This window comes from Paenibacillus nuruki, from assembly GCF_001721045.1.
Classification (GTDB): domain Bacteria; phylum Bacillota; class Bacilli; order Paenibacillales; family Paenibacillaceae; genus Saccharibacillus; species Saccharibacillus nuruki.
This window is the reverse complement of record NZ_MDER01000096.1, coordinates 67,779-81,439: the sequence shown is the minus strand read 5'-3', so window position 1 is coordinate 81,439 and position 13,661 is coordinate 67,779. Positions and strand designations below refer to the sequence as shown.

The 13,661-nt window shown below is 40.8% G+C and carries 14 protein-coding genes; all 14 read left to right on the top strand.

The window, feature by feature from the left end:
• Positions 1 to 2 precede the first annotated feature (2 nt).
• The 14 genes from PTI45_RS22735 to PTI45_RS22670 all read left to right on the top strand — a co-directional run bounded on the left by PTI45_RS22735 (position 3) and on the right by PTI45_RS22670 (position 13,660).
• On the top strand, positions 3 to 1,268 hold the full coding sequence (locus tag PTI45_RS22735) for a DUF58 domain-containing protein (protein WP_069329874.1): 1,266 nt from the start codon (positions 3 to 5) through the stop codon (positions 1,266 to 1,268).
• Positions 1,265 to 3,481, top strand: coding sequence for a DUF4129 domain-containing transglutaminase family protein (locus tag PTI45_RS22730; RefSeq protein ID WP_069329873.1), 2,217 nt, complete (start codon positions 1,265 to 1,267; stop codon positions 3,479 to 3,481). The genes PTI45_RS22735 and PTI45_RS22730 overlap by 4 nt, the downstream gene beginning before the upstream one ends.
• 149 nt (positions 3,482 to 3,630) lie before the next feature.
• Positions 3,631 to 4,158 carry a YqeG family HAD IIIA-type phosphatase gene (locus PTI45_RS22725; protein ID WP_069329872.1) on the top strand — a complete coding sequence of 176 codons (528 nt, stop codon included), beginning with the start codon at positions 3,631 to 3,633 and terminating at the stop codon, positions 4,156 to 4,158.
• Positions 4,155 to 5,282, top strand: coding sequence for a ribosome biogenesis GTPase YqeH (gene yqeH, locus PTI45_RS22720; RefSeq protein ID WP_069329871.1), 1,128 nt, complete (start codon positions 4,155 to 4,157; stop codon positions 5,280 to 5,282). The genes PTI45_RS22725 and yqeH overlap by 4 nt, the downstream gene beginning before the upstream one ends.
• A 36-nt stretch (positions 5,283 to 5,318) precedes the next feature.
• On the top strand, positions 5,319 to 6,194 hold the full coding sequence (gene aroE, locus PTI45_RS22715) for a shikimate dehydrogenase (protein WP_069329870.1): 876 nt from the start codon (positions 5,319 to 5,321) through the stop codon (positions 6,192 to 6,194).
• A gap of 18 nt (positions 6,195 to 6,212) precedes the next feature.
• The gene (yhbY, locus tag PTI45_RS22710) at positions 6,213 to 6,509 is read left to right on the top strand and encodes a ribosome assembly RNA-binding protein YhbY (protein WP_069329869.1); all 297 of its coding nucleotides are present in this window, start codon (positions 6,213 to 6,215) and stop codon (positions 6,507 to 6,509) included.
• A gap of 43 nt (positions 6,510 to 6,552) precedes the next feature.
• Positions 6,553 to 7,146, top strand: a complete 594-nt coding sequence (gene nadD / locus PTI45_RS22705; RefSeq protein ID WP_069329868.1) for a nicotinate-nucleotide adenylyltransferase — start codon at positions 6,553 to 6,555, stop codon at positions 7,144 to 7,146.
• Positions 7,127 to 7,711 (top strand): bis(5'-nucleosyl)-tetraphosphatase (symmetrical) YqeK, encoded by a 585-nt coding sequence (gene yqeK / locus PTI45_RS22700; protein ID WP_083243695.1) that lies wholly within the window; start codon positions 7,127 to 7,129, stop codon positions 7,709 to 7,711. Before nadD ends, yqeK begins: the two co-directional genes overlap by 20 nt.
• The gene (gene rsfS / locus PTI45_RS22695) at positions 7,711 to 8,058 is read left to right on the top strand and encodes a ribosome silencing factor (RefSeq protein WP_069329867.1); all 348 of its coding nucleotides are present in this window, start codon (positions 7,711 to 7,713) and stop codon (positions 8,056 to 8,058) included. The genes yqeK and rsfS overlap by 1 nt, the downstream gene beginning before the upstream one ends.
• Positions 8,055 to 8,978: a CvfB family protein gene (locus PTI45_RS22690; protein ID WP_069329866.1), complete on the top strand. Its 924-nt coding sequence runs from the start codon at positions 8,055 to 8,057 to the stop codon at positions 8,976 to 8,978. Before rsfS ends, PTI45_RS22690 begins: the two co-directional genes overlap by 4 nt.
• A 47-nt stretch (positions 8,979 to 9,025) precedes the next feature.
• Positions 9,026 to 9,820, top strand: a complete 795-nt coding sequence (locus tag PTI45_RS22685) for a class I SAM-dependent DNA methyltransferase (protein WP_069329865.1) — start codon at positions 9,026 to 9,028, stop codon at positions 9,818 to 9,820.
• 106 nt (positions 9,821 to 9,926) lie between these two features.
• Entirely contained in the window at positions 9,927 to 11,024 is a 1,098-nt protein-coding gene (locus PTI45_RS22680; RefSeq protein WP_175425256.1) for a GGDEF domain-containing protein, read from the top strand.
• A gap of 71 nt (positions 11,025 to 11,095) precedes the next feature.
• Entirely contained in the window at positions 11,096 to 12,532 is a 1,437-nt protein-coding gene (locus tag PTI45_RS22675) for a glycoside hydrolase family 1 protein (protein ID WP_069329864.1), read from the top strand.
• A gap of 150 nt (positions 12,533 to 12,682) precedes the next feature.
• Positions 12,683 to 13,660 (top strand): LacI family DNA-binding transcriptional regulator, encoded by a 978-nt coding sequence (locus tag PTI45_RS22670; protein ID WP_069329863.1) that lies wholly within the window; start codon positions 12,683 to 12,685, stop codon positions 13,658 to 13,660.
• The last annotated feature ends 1 nt before the right edge of the window (position 13,661 follow it).

The window sequence follows — 13,661 nt, the reverse complement described above, 5'->3', positions numbered from 1 at the left end:
GTATGAGAGCCTTATTTTCATACTTGCGTCTGAATTTGCAGTGGAAACGCCAACCTTCTAAATTATGGTTGGTGTTTATGGTATGGATTGGATGTTTATTTTATGTTCTTTTTCAAGGTGGTAAAACATCGGTCATGCTATTTGTGATGGTTTCTTTGCTGTCGCTATATTTAATTGGCGGTGGCTTTCGTGGTGTTGGACGCGCTCATGGTCAGCGCCATTTATCGACAGCAGGGGAACAAGGAGAAATGATTCTGGCAGGTGATCAAGTACAGGTACGTCTGGATGTGACGATTCCTGGATTTCTGCCATTACCATATGTGATTATTCGTGAAACGCTTAAGCGTCACAATGGTGAATCGTGGTCTTTTGAAGAAAGTCTGATTCCAAGTATGCGGGGCAAAGGTGAACTACTATTTCAGACCCCTCCATTAGAGCGAGGACGTTACCGCTTTTATGGCACCGAATGTATCAGCGAAGATATTTTTGGATTAATCGAAAATAAAGGGCGGTTTACAGCGTCAGGTGAGTTTTTGGTACTACCACGAATCGCTTTTATTCCGAACTGGCAAATGGGATCACGGTATTCTAGACTTGGAGGTCAACAGACCTCGCAATTGATGTCCCGTCCGGAAACGAATCAGATTAATGGTGTACGTGATTATGTATATGGTGACCGAATTTCAAGAATTCACTGGTCTGCTACCGCTCGTACAGGCAATTGGAAGTCAAAAGAATTTGAACATGAATCATTACCCAAAACTGTACTGGTACTTGATGCGATCGCTGATCATTATGAATCAGATGAAGCTTTTGAATTAGCGGTATCCACGACGGCATCAATGCTTGATTATGGGGTACGAAAACGGATGGGAATGGGTTTATTTACAACCGGTCAGAATAGCGGAGTATTCTTGCCATCCGATCATGTAGGGGAACGTCAAAGAATGCGTCTACACCTTGTCGATGTGATGGCAGATGGCAAAGGACGTTTATTAGATAAACTTGAAGATCATGCGCGTATGTTTCCAGCAGGTACTTTATTTATTTTGATTACGCCTTTAATGAATGAAAAAGTATGGGAGATTTTTCAATTTGCTCGTATTCGTCAAATGACTCCTCTTCAATTTTTAATTAACCCTACGATGCAAAAAAATAAAGAAGCTGTAATCAACTGGTCACAATCTGCTCATGCACGCGGAGTATCGTGTTATCCAATCTCTTCATTAGAGCAATTGCCAGCTGTGTTAGGAGGTGGAGCGATTTGAAAAAATGGTGGGATGGAATAAGTCGCTCTTGGTATTATTCGTTATCTTTAATATGGGTTTTTATTATTGCGCTGCAATGGATTAATTATGCCAATGGAGTCTGGTATCAAGAAACGACACCGCTGGTTCTGGCGACGATGGCTGTAGTGGCTATTATTGATATTTTGATACCACTCAAAATGATCTATCGTCTAGTGATCAAATTATTTGCTGTACTGGGTGCAGTCTATTATGTACTCAGTCATTATGGATTTTATAGCTGGCAAGAAGGCTCACTCACCGATAATGTAGAAACATTTACTCAGACTGTCTCGCCTTACTTGTGGTTTGTGTTATCGGCATGGGTGTTGATCGAAGTCTCTGCTCGAATCGGTTCTTCACGTAGAGCCATTATTATGTTTGTCGGTACGAATATTGCGGCATTGTCGATTTTGGATTCTTTTACAACCTCGATGATGTGGGAAGAAGTCGCATGGGTTGTTTTTGCAGGAATGGGTTGGCTGGTAAGTAATCATTTTCGTTATTTTCAGCAACGATTCCCCAAAGGATGGAAACATTTACGTAGATATCCGCTCAAAATTATTTTTAATATTGCTGTTATTTTCTCCATCATTTTACTGGTAGGTGTCAATGTACCGGAAGTTCAACCTACACTTAAAGATCCATATACAGCATGGAAAAATTGGCGTGGTGAAGCTGTTATTACGATCAATGGTTCTAATCCTTTAAATGGACAAGGTGCTTCTTCTGGATATAGTCGTGAAGATTCCAATCTAGGTGGTGGTTTTAATTTTGACTATACACCGGTGATGACAGTCAGCACTACCAGTCGTAGTTACTGGCGGGGCGAGACACGATTAGTCTATTCAGGCGAAGGTTGGATCGATCGCTCTAGTAATGGTTGGAGTGAACTGCAATCGGTCGAAGCAGGTACCGAGCTTCCACTGGATGAATCGTCAGATGTAGAAAAGAAAACCGTTAAGCAACAAGTAAAAATGCTGTCTGAAGATAATGTGACATATCCTGTATTATTTGGTGCTTATACGATAGGGAGAGTAACCGATGTCGATGGTGGGTCAGATACGTCACAACTGGATTGGCGTAGTAACCCGGGCGAAGTGCACTGGAGCCCTACCCGTCAGAATCGTAAATTTCCAGAATCGTATTCACTGGTTTCCAGAGTGCCGATCGTACCTGTCAAAGAATTGGAAAAGAAAACATTTAATCAACTCTATGCCGATAAATCGTTAGATCGGTATCTACAAGTCCCTTCAGAGTTACCTGATCGTGTGCGTAATCTAGCCAAAGAAGTAACCGCATCAGGAGATACGCCTTACGAGAAAGTAGAGTTATTACAACAATATTTGCAAAACAATTTTGCGTATACCAACAATCCTGATTTGTCGAAGAAAAAAAGCCGTGATTTTGTAGATAGCTTTTTATTTGAAGTCAAAGAAGGGTATTGTGATTATTATTCTACAGCGATGGTGATGATGGCACGTTCATTAGATATCCCTGCACGCTGGGTTAAAGGGTATGCACCCGGGCAAGCGTCCGGTTATGTAACCAGTGATTATTTCCCGGATGGTGCTACAGAATATACAGTAACTAATGCAGATGCACATTCATGGGCAGAGATTTATTTTGCTGATTATGGATGGGTTCCGATTGAAGCCACACCAGGATTTGATATGCCGATGATTACAGAGGCTGTTCAGACACCAGCAGATGATACACCAACACCTGAGCCAGAGGAAGAAGAACAGACACCAGAGGAAGAAGAAACGCAAGCACCGGTACAAAACAATGAGCCTGCTGTACCTGCTGCTGTGATCTGGATAGCAAGTGGTGTGATTGCTGCTTGGGCAATCGTGATGTTGATTCGCTACCGTCGTGAATTGAGCTTTATGATTATGCGTATGCGTCAAGGAGAAGCTTTGACACCGCAACAAAAAATGATGGCTGAATCCAAACGCTGGTTCGCCTGGATGAAACGCCATGGAATGGATCGTCGTCCTCATGAAACATTGCGTGAATCGGTGACCCGATGGGAAGAGGTACGTCCAGATTTGGCGATACATTTAACCCCATTACTTGAATTGTTTGAAAAAGCCAAATACAGTCCGAATCAGATTACAGAGGAAGAGTGGACAACAATGCAACATCATCTACAAAACTTGCGAAAAAGATGGCGCAAAACGTCCACAAAGTAGTATAATAATGGATGGCTGAACGATTGTTCAAAACGTTGGACAAACTATTTATAAATCCTACAAAAAACGCCGCTTATGCGGCGTTTCTTTTTGTCAGATAGGTTACACTTATGATATAGTTTGTCGTATGAAACCGAGGTGAATAAAGCTTGTTTGAGATGCTCGTACCCAAGTTGCGCGTGAATACTGTATTTGATATTGATCTAGAAGCAATGTATGCCAAAGGTTATCGTGGAATCATTACAGATTTAGACAACACACTCGTTGGTGCTAAAGCGCCAAATGCGACACCGGAATTGATCGAATGGTTTGCTAAAGTAAAAAAATACGGCTTCGAGCTGATTATTGTCTCGAATAACAATATGAGCAGGGTATCCTTATTTGCTACACCACTGGATATCAAATTTGTGCATGCGGCACGCAAGCCGTCCAATGCACCATTTCGCAAAGCAATGACGCTGATGAAATGGAGCGAAGAACAGACTATTGTTATCGGTGACCAATTGTTAACAGATGTATATGGTGGGAACAGACTGGGTTTATTTACAATTCTAGTCTTACCTATCGCTGCTGCTGATGAAGGTTGGAGAACCAAAGTTAACCGTCAGGTCGAACGGTTTGCAAGAAAACGACTGCGTAGAAAAGGACTATGGTCCGAGGAGGAAAAGAATAAATGACAGAACAAAGCGGTCTTACCGCGGGTGCGAAATGTAGTGGATGCGGTATTGCTCTACAGATGGACGCGCCTGAATTACCAGGATATTTGCCAGCACAGGCACTAGAAAGAACACCTCTAGTCTGCCAGCGCTGTTTCCGTATCCGCAATTATAATGAATCGTCGACAGTAACGGTAGATCAGAGCGAATTCTTGCGATTGCTCAGTGAAGTGGGCACAAAGGATGCACTGGTTATCCATATTGTCGACTTGTTCGATTTTCAGGGTAGCGTGATCTCAGGATTGCAACGTTTTGTAGGAAATAATCCTGTAATTCTAGCTGTAAACAAAATCGATTTGTTGCCTAAAGTAACCAACTGGAACAAATTGCGTAATTGGGTACAAAAAGAAGCGAAAGAAATCGGACTCAAAACCGAGGAAATTATTCTTTGTAGTGCCAAACAAAATACAGGGTTTGAACGTATTTTGGAAGTGGTTGGCGAGATGCGTGGTAACCGTGATGTGTACGTGGTCGGTGCAACGAATGTAGGTAAATCTACATTGATCAATCGTCTGATCTCAGATTATAGTGATCTGGAAGAAGAATTAACCACTTCGCGCTATCCGGGAACAACATTGGATACCGTCAATATTCCATTAGATGATGGACATTTTATTATTGATACACCAGGAATTGTATACGAATCTCGTTATACAGAATTGGTGACCAAGCAAGATTTGGCTGCGATTATGCCGGACAAACCACTCAAACCGATGGTATACCAATTAAATGAAGGTCAGACGCTATTTTTCGGAGCGATGGCACGATTTGATTACCTTGAAGGTGGTCGTCAATCATTTACTTGCTTCATTAATAATGGTCTCAAAATCCATCGTACCAAGTTGGAACGTGCAGATGACTTATTTGCAGATCATGCAGGAGTTATGCTTGCGCCACCAACCAAAGAACATTTAGCTGATTTGCCAGAATGGACACGTCATGAATTCCGTGTTCCACGCGGTTCACAATATGATCTATTTATTTCAGGCTTAGGTTGGATCAAAGTTAACGGTGACACAGGCGCATTAGCTGCTATTCATTTGCCTAAAGGTGTCAAAGTAATGATGCGTCCATCATTGATCTAATCGAAGACCCATCTTATTCACAGGAGGATGTACATCATGACAGACCGGAAAAATGATCTATCACATCATACGCTTTTATTAGGGGTTATGGGAGATCCAATCGGACACTCGAAGTCACCAGCTATGCATAATATTGCGTTAGAAGCATCAGGAATTCCGGGGATGTATGTTCCTTTACATGTGAAACCAGAACAACTTGCAGAAGCTGTAGCAGGCACCAAAGCGCTAGGCTTCAGCGGATTCAATGTAACGATTCCTCATAAAGTAGAAATGCTGAAGTTGATGGATGAGCTTGATGAATCTGCGGTATGTTGTGGTGCTGTGAATACAGTGGTTATTCAAGATGGTAAATTAAAAGGATATAATACCGATGGTATCGGTTATGTCCGTTCATTAAAAGAAGAATTGAATAGTGAGTTATCCGGTAAGCACATTACGATTCTAGGTGCAGGTGGTGCTGCACGTGGAGTGGTCTATGCTTTGTTGCGAGAACAACCTGCAAGTGTAACGGTTATTAATCGTACAGTAGACAAGGCTGAACAGCTAGCAACAGAGTTCAGTCATGACACTTTACAAGTACAAAGTGGCAGTTATGATACACTCGATAAAGTTCTTGCACAGACCGATATACTTATTAATACCACTTCGATCGGCATGTCACCGAATAGTGACGAGACTCCACTAGAGCAGTCACGCATTCCAGAAGGAATTATTGTCAGTGATCTGATCTACAATCCGTTAGAAACACGTTTTCTACGCGAAGCTAAAAGTCGTGGTTGTACGGTAGTTGGCGGACTCGGTATGTTTGTATATCAAGGAGCATATGCCTATGAATATTGGACAGGGCAACCTGCACCTGTATCTGTCATGCGTAGTGCTTTACTTGAAGCAATGAATCATCAAAAAGAATAGGTATTGAAGGAGAAATATATGTTAACAGGAAAACAAAAACGCTTTTTGCGTTCACAAGCACATCATTTAGATGCGATTTTTCAAATCGGTAAAGGTGGTATGAATGACGGGATCGTTCGTCATGTACTGGATGCGATTGAAACGCGCGAATTGATGAAAATCTCAGTATTGAACAACTGTCTAGAAGAGCCAAAAGATTTGGCTGAAGAATTAGCAAAAAGTACAAAATCCGAGTTGGTACAAGTGATTGGACGTACGATTATTTTGTACAAAGAATCCAAAGACCACAAACAAATTGAATTACCAAAAGCTTAATTGATCTTATTTCTATTATAAAATCGTATTCGGTGGTGTATTCATGAAAGTCGGTATTATGGGTGGAACATTCGATCCTGTGCATATCGGTCATATGTTAGCAGCAGAAGCAGCACTTCAAGGTTGTCATTTAGATGAAGTCTGGTTTATGCCGTCACATATTCCACCGCATAAGCACGAAGCAGGAGCCGGAGGAGATGAACGTCTTCAGATGGTGGAGCTTGCAGTAGGAACGAATCCTGCTTTTCGTACATTGGATATAGAGCTTGTACGCGGAGGTGTATCTTATACAATTGATACGATCCGCGAATTAAAAGCACGCTATACAGAACATGATTTCTTTTTTATTATCGGTGCAGATATGGTAAATTCGTTAACACAATGGCATGGAATTGAAGAGCTAGCACAGGTGCTTACTTTTATCGGTGTTGGTCGTCCAGGTTCTGTGATTCGCAAAGAAGATTTACCTCATTATTTGCAGGAAAAAGTTGTTCTGGTTAAGATGCCACAAGTAGACATTTCGTCGACTGATATCCGTGAACGTCTAGCAACAGGGCAATCTGTTCGTTATATGGTACATGATCAAGTGAATGAATATATAAAAAGGAGCGGAATCTATGAACCTGACACGAGATGAGTTGATGGAATCAGTATCCGCTCAAATGCCACAAAAGCGCTGGAAGCATACCGAAGGTGTGATGCAATCAGCGATTATACTTGCCAAACGTTATGGTGCTGATCCCGTCAAAGCCGAGATCGCTGCAATCTTGCATGATGTCGCTAAATATTGGACCAGTGATCGCCAGGAGCAAGTGTTACGTGAACATGCTTTGAATGATGAATTATTATTGTATGATAAGCCGTTATGGCATGCTGAAGTGGGAGCATATACGGCACAGGTAGAATATGGTGTAGACGATGAAGAGATATTGAATGCGATTCGTTATCATACTTCTGGACGTGTCGGTATGACTGTTTTGGAAAAAGTGATTTGTTTGGCTGATTATATAGAGCCTGGACGTGATTTTCCAGGAGTTGATCATATTCGTAGTCTAGCTGAGCACAGTCTTGAAGCGGGGTTAGTCGCTGGATTTGACTCAACGATTCAGTTATTGGTTGCCAAACGCCAGATCATTTTTCCTTTGACCGTATTATCTCGCAACGATTTAGTCAAACAGCTACAACTCGAGGGGGAACTTTAATGAAATTGAATCCTGAACAATTATTGCAACTTGCTGTAGAAGCAGCTGAAAGTAAAAAAGCAAGCAATTTGGTAGCACTAGATCTACGTGGTGTCTCTATGATTGCTGATTATTTTGTGATTTGTCACGGTAACTCGGATACACAAGTACAAGCGATTGCTAGCGAAATTCGTAAAGTAATGCATGATGCTAAAGCTGAGATTCGTGGTATGGAAGGTGTAAATGCAGCTCGTTGGGTATTGATGGATTTGGGCGATGTTGTCGTGCATATTTTCCATCGTGATGAGCGTGAATACTATAATATCGAGCGTCTGTGGTCAGATGCTAAAGTGATGGAGAACGTATGAGTTTTGAATCAGGTACAGTATTAACGCTTGAATTAGTGCGTGAAGTGTCGCCGTATGGTTTTTTTCTGTCTGATGGAGAAAACGATGTGTTGCTTCATTACAGTGAAATCACTAAAAAAATCAAGATAGGCGATCATCTGGAAGTGTTTATTTTCCATGATACGGAAGATCGTCTAGCAGCAACGATGAAAAAGCCATTTTTAACGTTAGGTGGAATGGCGAAATTAACAGTGGCTGACCTTCATCCTCGTCTGGGTGCATTTCTTGAAATGGGACTGGGTCGCCAGTTGTTATTACCTCTAAGCGAAATGCCTGAACTTAAAGAACTTCGTCCGCAAATAGGCGATGAAGTCTATGTGATGATGGAGCATGATCGTCAAGGTCGTCTTCGTGCCAAATTAGCAGGTGAACTTGAATTTATGGAGCATACTTTTCACGCTCCTGAATCTTGGGTCAACCTCTGGTTAGATGCACAAGTCTATCGTCCGTTACAAATGGGAACATTTGTGATTGTAGAAGGTGGCGTACTTGGATTCGGTGCATTGGGTATGATTCACCAAAGCGAACGCAGTCGTATGCTTCGTCTAGGTGAAAAAGTCAATGTACGTGTGACTCAAGTTCGTGAAGATGGACGTGTCAATCTATCCATGATTCAGCGTAAAGAAGTCGGTCGCGATCTAGATGCAGAGCGTTTACTTGCATTCTTAAACGAGCGTCCTGACGGAGCGATGCCTTACTCGGATACAACGACACCTGATATTATCAAGCAACGTTTTGGCATCAGTAAATCTGCGTTCAAACGTGCACTTGGTAAATTGATGCGTGAAGGCATTGTCGAGCAGAAAGAAAACTGGACGATGTTAGTCAAGCCAGCCGATGCTGCTGAAGCTTCTGCGCCTGACGAAGAACAACAGTCTTAATAGATAACTTGTATTATGAATTGATCATTCTGTAATCAATATTGCAGATGTACGGAAGGACGGTTAGCGTATTGTCGTACCGGAAGTTTGCTTATGTATATGATGAATTAATGGCAGACATGCCCTATCCAGATTGGTTACGTTTTGTACGTGAAGTCTGGGATAAATATGGTATGCCTCGTACCGTCGCTGAGCTTGGCTGTGGAACAGGGAGCATTACCATTCCACTGGTCAATGCAGGCTTTCAAGTGACAGGAATCGATTTATCTTCGGATATGTTATCTGTTGCTAAAGACAAGCTAGAATCGACTCCGCAAGGACACCGTCTTTTCCAAAACGGGAGTGTCAATTGGGTGTGTCAAAATATGACGCATTGGATGCTGCCAGAGCCTGTGGATAGTGTAATTTCATTTTGCGATTGTCTTAATTATTTAACAGAACCTGAATATATCGTAGATACATTCCAATCTACGTATAAAGGGCTCAAATCAGGTGGTACGTTTGTGTTTGATGTTCATCATCCGCAGACCCTACGCCGTTACGATGAAGAGCAACCTTTTATGTTAGATGAGCGTTCTGTTTCATATTTATGGACATGTGAATATGATCAAGTTCGTACTGAGATCGAGCATCATTTGACGATTTTTGCCCGTGCAGGTGAAGAGCGTAATGCTTTATATGAACGATTTGAAGAAACGCATGTTCAGCGTTCATATGATCCAGAATGGCTGAAAACAGAATTAATCAAAGCAGGTTTTCGAGATGTACATTGTTACGCTGACTTTGAATGGGTTGAAGCTGGTAATGATGCGTCTAGATTGTTCTTTGTAGCGATTAAATAATATGATATGCTTTATAAGAAGCTCCCAGTATAGGGAGCTTTTTTGATCTATCTATTTGATTGATCTACACGTAATGCTTTTCAAATTCATAGATGAGGATTTTGAGATGATAACTATTATTCAATCCCTGCTGAACAATCTTACGTTTCTAACCACAACTCTTTTCTTTGGTAATTTAATATTAAAATGGCTTAGTAAACGAATCGATATCCATTCATTGTATGTCAAATTAGTATCCGGTATATTTGCTGGTGTGATTGGTATTATGCTTACCAAATACTTTTCATTTCGTTTATCAGATATGATCGTGCTGGATCTTCGCCAAGTGGCTATTATCCTTTCCTTTTATTTTGGCGGGGCATTAAGTAGTTTGGTGACTGCTGTTATTATTGGCGTATATCGACTCTTTTTGATTGATCCGATTAATTTTAGTTCATTTATTGGCTTTTTTAATGCGATCTTTACCTTTATTGTGACTGGATTTTTTATCAAAAAAGGCAAAGAATTAGTCTTATCACAATGGGTTCGTATGATGTTTGGTATTTTACTTGTATATGGTTTATCTGTTTTTTCTGTATTGGGTGAGAAAGCCTTTTTTACGATTATTATTTTTTCCCTTTTTTATATTCCTGCGGTCTTATTCGTCTACTATTTGCTTCGTTATATGAAACGTACGGATGATGCATTACTACTGATGCGTGAAGCGGTCAATCTCGATTTCTTAACAGGGCTTCATAATCCAAGGGCGTTTGAGAAAATGTTTGAGCAAAAAACAATGAATATAGCGTATCAAGCACAGCCTTTTAGTTTGCTTATGTTTGATCTTGATCATTTTAAACAAGTTAATGATACGTACGGGCATCTGAATGGTGATGTTATTTTGATCCAAGTGGCTCAGTTATTAAAGATGACTATGCGATCGAATGATTATTGTGCTCGTAAAGGCGGAGAAGAATTCGCTGCTATTTTGAATGATTGCACTATAGAAAAGACGCTAAAGATAGCAGAGTCTATTCGTAAAAAGGTCGAAGTTCATCCATTTGAATTAGAAGATGGACAGATTATTCAGGTCACCATCTCAATAGGAATTAGTTGTTATCCGCAAGATCAGCCTGAAAATATGTTTGAACAAGCAGATCGAGCATTGTATGTGGCGAAGTCTTCGGGACGTAATCAGGTGAAGTTAGCTGAACCACTGAAATAAACAGTGCTTGATCTGAAATGCATTTCATACTTTATCATAAAAGCATGATCAGCTTGAAGGAGGAGTATAATATGCATCATGAACAGAAAAAAGCGTTTCCGACAGATTTTCTATGGGGTTCTGCTTCAGCAGCCTATCAGGTAGAAGGAGCTTGGGATGAAGATGGTAAAGGGCCTTCGATGTGGGATTCTTTTACCAAAATTCCAGGGAAAACGTTTAAAGGAACCAACGGAGATGTAGCGGTAGATCATTATCATCGTTATAAAGAAGATATTGCTTTGATGGCAAAGCAAGGGCTTAAAGCATATCGCTTTTCGATTAGTTGGCCTCGTATTTATCCGCAAGGTAAAGGGGAAGTCAATGAAGCAGGTTTAGTATTCTATGATCAATTGATTGATGAATTGATTGCGAATCAGATCGAACCTGTATTAACGCTATATCACTGGGATGCGCCTCAAGCGCTTGCCGATGAGTATGGAGCATGGGAATCCAGAGAAATGATTGAAGATTTCAACCAGTATTGCATCACATTGTATAAGCGTTATGGAGATCGTGTGAAGTATTGGGTATCTTTAAATGAGCAAAATTATAACTCGAATCATGCTTTTATTACAGCGATGCATCCACCGGGTGTACATGATCGCAAACGATTTTACGAAGCGAACCATATTGCTTTTCTTGCGAATGCCAAAGCGATCGAATCATTCCGTCAATATGTACCAAACGGTAAAATAGGACCTAGCTTTGCGTATTCTCCTTCGTATCCAGCGAGTAGCCAACCTCGTGATATGTTAGCGTATGAGAATGCAGAAGAGTTTCAAAATAATTGGTGGCTGGATACGTATTGTCTCGGTCATTATCCACAGGTAGCACTTCGTTATCTGCAAGAACATGATCTAGCACCAACGTTTGAAGAAGGTGATATTGAACTACTGACCAAAGGTATTCCTGACTTTGTTGGTGTTAATTATTATCAGACGATCACTTATGAATTCAATCCAATTGATGGTGTCGCTGAAGGTAAAATGAATACGACTGGTCAAAAAGGAAGCAATGAAGATACAGGGCGACCAGGGCTATACAAAACAACACCTAATGGACATTTAGAAACGTCGAACTGGGATTGGGCGATTGATCCGATCGGGCTTCGTATAGGATTACGCCGTATTACAAGTCGTTATGGATTGCCTGTCTTTATTACTGAAAATGGATTAGGTGAATTCGATAAGTTAGAAGCCGATGGAAGTATTCAAGATGATTATCGTATTGATTATTTACGTTCACATCTCGAACAATGCCGTGAAGCTATAGCTGATGGTGTTGATCTGATTGGTTATTGTAGCTGGTCATTTACAGATTTGTTAAGCTGGTTGAATGGCTATCAGAAACGGTATGGATTTGTCTATATTAACCGTGATGAAGACAGTGAAAAAGATATGCGTCGTATTCCGAAAAAGAGCTATTACTGGTATCAACAAGTAATTGAAAGTAACGGCGAACAATTGTAATAAGATCCCTTTATATCTAAATAAACCGTTTATTCTTCGTTAGATGACTAAGAAGAATAAACGGTTTTTATCGTTTTTATCATTTATAAGCTATGATAGAAATAATACACAAAGTTTATTGAAATGGTATAAACAGAAAGGAGTGGCCTTATGGTCAATATCAAACAAATTGCCAAACAAGCAGGCGTATCCGTCACTACAGTCTCCAGAGTGCTCAACCATCATCCGTATGTCAGTGAAGATAAGCGATTGCGCGTTCAGCAAGTGATCGAACAGAATAGCTATACGCCTAATTCACAAGCGATCAGTCTGATCCGTGGCAAAACACGTACAGTCGGCTTGATTTTGCCTTTTAGTCATCATCCGTATTATCATGCCATTATTGCAGGAGTGATGGAAGAAGCTTATCAATATGGATATCATGTATTGTTATGTCAGACTTCATATAATCCAGATCAAGAACGGGAATATCTACATATGCTCAGTACAAGACAAGTGGATGGCGTTATTTCATGTTCACGTGTATTGCCGTGGGCAGAATTTCAGTCCTACAGTGAATCAGGGCCTATAGTCGTCTGTGAGTATACAGAAGAGTCTAATCTATCAGCAGTCTATACTGATCATTATGATGCTTTTTGTAGTGGAATTCAGTATTTATTAGATCGTGGTTATACCCGAATCGGTTATTGTGTTGGTCGCAAAACAAGTGCCAGCAGTCAAGCGCGATTCCGTGCATATCAAAATACACTCCATGCCGCAGGGCTTGAAGTGTATTCAGAGTGGATTTTTCCAGATTGTATTCATATGAGTGATGGCGAACAAATTGCGAAACAGATTGCTGAAATGGATAAACCACCTTCTGCATTGATCGTTACAGGGGATGAAGCTGCCGCAGGTGTGATGTTAGGCGCTCGCCAATATGGTCTACGTATTCCAGATCAATTAGCGATTATCGGTTATGATAATCAGCCGATCTCCGCAGGCTTGCAACTCACGACGATTGATCAAAATTTGCAAGAAATCGGCAGACAAGCTTTTTCTTTATTTTATGAACGTAGCCTTGATCCTACATTAACTTCAGCCAAACGGCTTATTCCCTATACATTAATCGAACGCAGTAGTGTCTAAC